At 61.3% G+C, this 4,675-nt stretch carries 3 protein-coding genes; 1 reads left to right on the top strand and 2 read right to left on the bottom strand.

The annotated features are described in order from the left end of the window. The coding region (locus tag ACWI8T_RS08235) for an ATP-binding protein (RefSeq protein WP_449138592.1) at positions 1 to 569 on the bottom strand (569 nt) is incomplete at its 3' end. 400 nt (positions 570 to 969) lie between these two features. Here ACWI8T_RS08235 and ACWI8T_RS08230 point away from each other — a divergent pair. Next, positions 970 to 2,649, top strand: a complete 1,680-nt coding sequence (locus ACWI8T_RS08230; protein ID WP_449138591.1) for a DNA-deoxyinosine glycosylase — start codon at positions 970 to 972, stop codon at positions 2,647 to 2,649. A 285-nt stretch (positions 2,650 to 2,934) separates the two neighbouring features. Here ACWI8T_RS08230 and ACWI8T_RS08225 read toward each other — a convergent pair. Beyond that, on the bottom strand, positions 2,935 to 4,675 hold a 1,741-nt coding region (locus ACWI8T_RS08225; protein WP_449138590.1), incomplete at its 5' end, for a 4Fe-4S binding protein.

Raw genomic sequence — 4,675 nt, 5'->3', positions numbered from 1 at the left:
TGGAAGGCGCCATAGGCGAACGCCGTGCAATCGGCAGCCACAAGCAAATCGCAGCCTTGGAAATACGGGGCATTCACAGGCGCGAGCTTTATTTGCACAGGCCAGTTCGACAGGCGTGCAGGCACGTTCACCACCGTTGAAACGCCGCCCGCAGGCGCCGGAAACGGATTTTCGAACGAAGACGCATTCGAGGCGCTGTTCACGACATGGACAGGAGCAGCTTGGCCGCTTTCCGACACCGCACCCGGCTCGACTTCGCGCACAATCGTTTTCGCCATGGAGCCAGGACAGCCGCCCGCGGGCATGCTTGCATGAATCTCGGCCTGTGCACGACGCATTTTCTCGGCAATCACGGCTGCCTCATCGTAGGCCGCAGCCTCGCGCTCGATGAATTCGATGGCATCTTCGGGGCACGCAGGCAAGCAGTCGCCAAGCCCGTCGCAATAATCGTCGCGCAAAAGGCGCGCCTTGCCGCCCACCAGGCCAATCGCGCCCTCGTGGCACGCATGCACACACAGGCCGCAACCCGTGCACTTCTCTTCGTCAATATGGATAACGCGTCGTTTCATGCGACCCCCTTCGTTATTTTCGCGAGCGCATAGTAGCACCGCGTCCGACTGGTGGCAAGGATATGATACCTATACGATATCAATTTAAGGAAAAATACGCTTACAGCATCAAGCGCAGCGGCGAAGCCAAGCATGCGCGAGCTCACGATGCCTGCCATAGCGTCATGAAGGAAGGTCGCCTTTGCTGCCGACAACGACGAACCCCAGTTGACGACGGCCAGCCATCGCCCCGCCAAGAAAAACCCGCCGCACTGAGCCACGCTTGAAACAATCGAGCCTTCATATAGGCGAGCCGCCCATAACAATAGCAGGGTTCTAACGATTCTTGCTATCTACGCCTAAGCGGCGCCGCGAGACGTATGATAGCTTCGAACGAAATTACCCACGCGAAGGGGCCACAATGGACGCAACGACCGTCACCCATGAAATCCAACCTGTGTTCGATAGCCGCAGCCGCGTGCTGCTGTTGGGCACCATGCCCTCGCCCGCATCGCGCGAACAGGGCTTTTACTACGGGCACCCCCAGAATCGCTTCTGGCGCGTGCTCGCCGCGATTTTCGACGAGCCGGCGCCTCGAGCCATCGAGGAGAAGCGCGATATGCTGCTGCGCCACCACATTGCGCTTTGGGACGTGCTCGCATCATGCGAAATCGAGGGCGCGAGCGATGCGAGCATTCGCGACGCGCAGCCGAACAACCTTGCGCGCATTTTCGACGCAGCCGATATTCGCGCCGTATTCGCCACGGGAACGAAAGCCAGCGAGCTCTATCGCAAGCTCATCGAGCCCACGTTGGGCGTGCCATGCACCACGCTGCCCTCGACGAGCCCCGCGAACGCAAAAAAGAAGCTCGCCGACCTGGTCGACGCCTACGGCAAAACGTTGCTGCCGCTTCTTGGCGAAACCGAGAAGCACGTACTGCCCGTAGCCGATATCGTGAAACTTGAAAAAGAAATCGCCAGCAGTGGAACGTCGCTTTCAACGCTCATGGAACGCGCCGGACGTGCGCTGGCCATGGCGGCGTTCGACGAAGCTCGAGCAACGGCCCGGCAGGGCGACGCGAGCAATACGGTGCATCGCCCTGCCAGCGTAGTCAGCCATGCTCCCCGCGACAACCAAAATGACAGCGCGTGCCGTGCTTCCAGCGGCGGCCAGACCGCTGAAGCGAGCAACGCCTCTGACGAAAACCAAGCAGCGCCCCGCATCGCGATTCTGTGCGGCTCGGGCAACAACGGCGGAGACGGATGGGTTGCCGCACGAGAGCTGGCCTCCATGGGCTGCGCGGTCGATCTTTTAACGAAACGCCCGGCACGCGAAATTTCGGTCGAACCCGCCCACGAGCAGGCGCTCTTAACGGAAGCGATTGCATCTGAACCAGCAAACACGCCGGGTGCGGGCTTGCACCAAACGGCAAGCCCGTCCCAAACTGCAGCCTTGGCCCCAACCGCGCCTCAAACCACTGCCGCGCAGCATGCCGAACCCGAAGCAATCGCGATTCACGTATCACCGAGCTGCGACGAACTCGCCTGCCTGCTTGCCGCAGCCGACGTGATTGTCGATGCCATTTTGGGCACCGGCTTTTCGGGCGACACTGTGCTCGCGCCCTATGACGCATGGATTCGCCTCGCAAACAAGCAGCGCTCACGCGGCGCGCGCATCGTTGCGGCCGACGTGCCGAGCGGCCTTTCGGCGCAAACCGGCAAAGCGGCCGAACCCTGTCTGAAGGCGCACGAAACCGTGACCATGATCGCTTCCAAACCCGGCCTCGAAACACCCTACGCCTTTGCCTTCTGCGGCACAGTGCACGTGGCGCCGCTTGCCTACATCGAGCCCATTCTCGAAGGCTGGAAGCAGCAAGAAGCCGAAAGCAACGCTTTGGCCGGAAACGACGCTTCGACCAAGGGCGACAGTGCCGCGACAGACGCAAACGCCACACTCGACGCCTCAGGCACCAACAAGCAGCCCTCGCCCAAACACGACGCCTTCCGCCGTGCCGAAACCGAAGACGACGACGGCTACGACCCCTATTCCGACCGCCCGCCAACACCCGAACCGCTCTTTCAGGCCGACCCCTGGAATTAGGAAAAAGCACGGGGCGCAAAAACTCAGCGAAAGGGCAAGCACCAGCAACGCACAGAAAGCGAATGCCGCCGGGCGCTCGTCCTTCGTTTTCCGGGCACCGCCGATGCAACCATTCGGTGCCCCGCCTTGCCCAATCCCGCCTTCCCCACCCGAAGCACTTCCTTAGCCTTTGGCACCACACTCGACCTTTGTTCACATTCCTCATCGCACAAAAAAAGAAAGCTCCCATATGGGAGCTTTCTTCATGAGCGCGCCAAATAAAGCGCGTTGTGCCTGACGATAGGCCTATTCGGCGTCGTACATTGCCTTCAGTTTCAACAGGTGCTGGTAGCGATCCATTGCGGCCTGCTCATTGCGCTCGAACAGCTCGCCCGCGCGCTCGGGGAACTCGCGCGTGAGTCGGCTGTAGCGAGCCTCGTTCATCAGGAACTCGCGATAGCCTCCCGCGGGCTCCTTGCAGTCAAGCACGAACTTTTTGCCCGGCGCGCCTTCGGGGTTGAAGCGGAACAGGTTCCAGTAGCCGCAGTCGACAGCCTTCTTCATCTCGGACTGGCAGTTCACCATGCCGCCCTTGATGGAGTGCATCTCGCAGGGCGAGTAAGCGATGATCAGCGACGGGCCATGGTATGCCTCGGCCTCGGTGATGGCCTTGATGGTCTGGGCCGGCTTGGCGCCCATGGCGATTTGCGCCACGTACACATAGCCATATGCCATCGCGATTTCGGCGAGCGACTTCTTCTTGACTTCCTTGCCGGCGGCAGCGAACTGCGCAACCTGACCGATGTTGGAAGCCTTGGAAGCCTGGCCGCCGGTGTTGGAGTACACCTCGGTGTCGAACACGAAGATGTTCACATCTTCGCCCGACGCGAGCACGTGGTCCAAACCGCCGTAACCGATGTCGTACGCCCAACCGTCGCCGCCGAAGATCCAGATGGACTTCTTCGACAGGTAAGCCTTGTTCTCGAGGATTTCCTTGGCGAGCTTGGCCGCTTCGCCCTCGCCGGCAGCGATGGCGGAAAGCTTCTCGACGAGCACATCGGCGGTTTCGCGAGCGGCATGCTTGTCGCTACGAGCCTCAAGCCACGCCTGGGCGGCGTCGGCAACGTCGGTCTCAACGCCGGTCGCGATGAGCTTCTCGGCGTCGGCTGCGAGCATGTTGTTCACAGCCTCATAGCCAAGCAGCATACCCATGCCGTGCTCGGCGTTGTCCTCGAACAGCGAGTTCGACCACGCCGGGCCATGGCCCTGCTTGTTCACCGTGTAAGGCGACGTTCCCGCAGGTCCACCCCAAATCGAAGAACAGCCCGTGGCGTTTGAGATGTACATATGGTCGCCGTAGAGCTGCGTGATAAGACGCGCGTACGACGTTTGCGCGCAACCGGCGCAGGCGCCCGAGAACTCAAGCAGCGGCTGCTTGAACTGGCTGCCGCGCAGGGTCTGGTCCTCGATCTGCGGCTTGTCGGCAACCTTGGACACGCAGTAGTCGAAAATGCTCTGCTGGGCCATTTCGCCTTCGGCGCCCACCATGGAAAGCGCGCCGGAGGGACAAGCGCCTACGCACACGCCGCAGCCCATGCAGTCGAGCGGGGAAATCGCGAGCGTGTACTTCAGGTCTTTCGCCTTGCCTTTCATGGGCAGAACTTCCAGACCAGCAGGCGCTGCGGCGACTTCTTCGTCGGTCAGACCGAACGGGCGAATAGTGGCATGCGGACACACGAACGAGCAGCTGTTGCACTGGGTGCACTTCTCGGCATTCCACTTGGCAACGGTAACGGAAACGCCGCGCTTTTCGTAAGCGGAAGCGCCCTGCTCGAACTGGCCATCGGCGTGATCGGCGAACACCGAAACGGGCAGCGAGTCGCCAACCATGCGGCCAACAGGCTCCATGATTTCGCGAACCTGCTTCACGAGTTCGGGGCGGCCCTCGAGCTCGGTGGTGTCTTCCTTATCGGGGCAGGTGGCCCAATCGGCAGGAATGTCAATCTTCACGAATGCGGTGGCGCCGGCATCGATGGCGCGGTGATTC

Source organism: Slackia sp., from assembly GCF_977041755.1.
The sequence above is the reverse complement of the archived record's forward strand: the minus strand, read 5'-3'. Positions and strand labels throughout refer to the sequence as shown.

Bases quoted from the DNA above. Each gene is read 5' to 3' on its own strand.
- ACWI8T_RS08230 (WP_449138591.1), top strand. From the start codon at position 970: ATGGACGCAACGACCGTCACCCATGAAATCCAACCTGTGTTCGATAGC.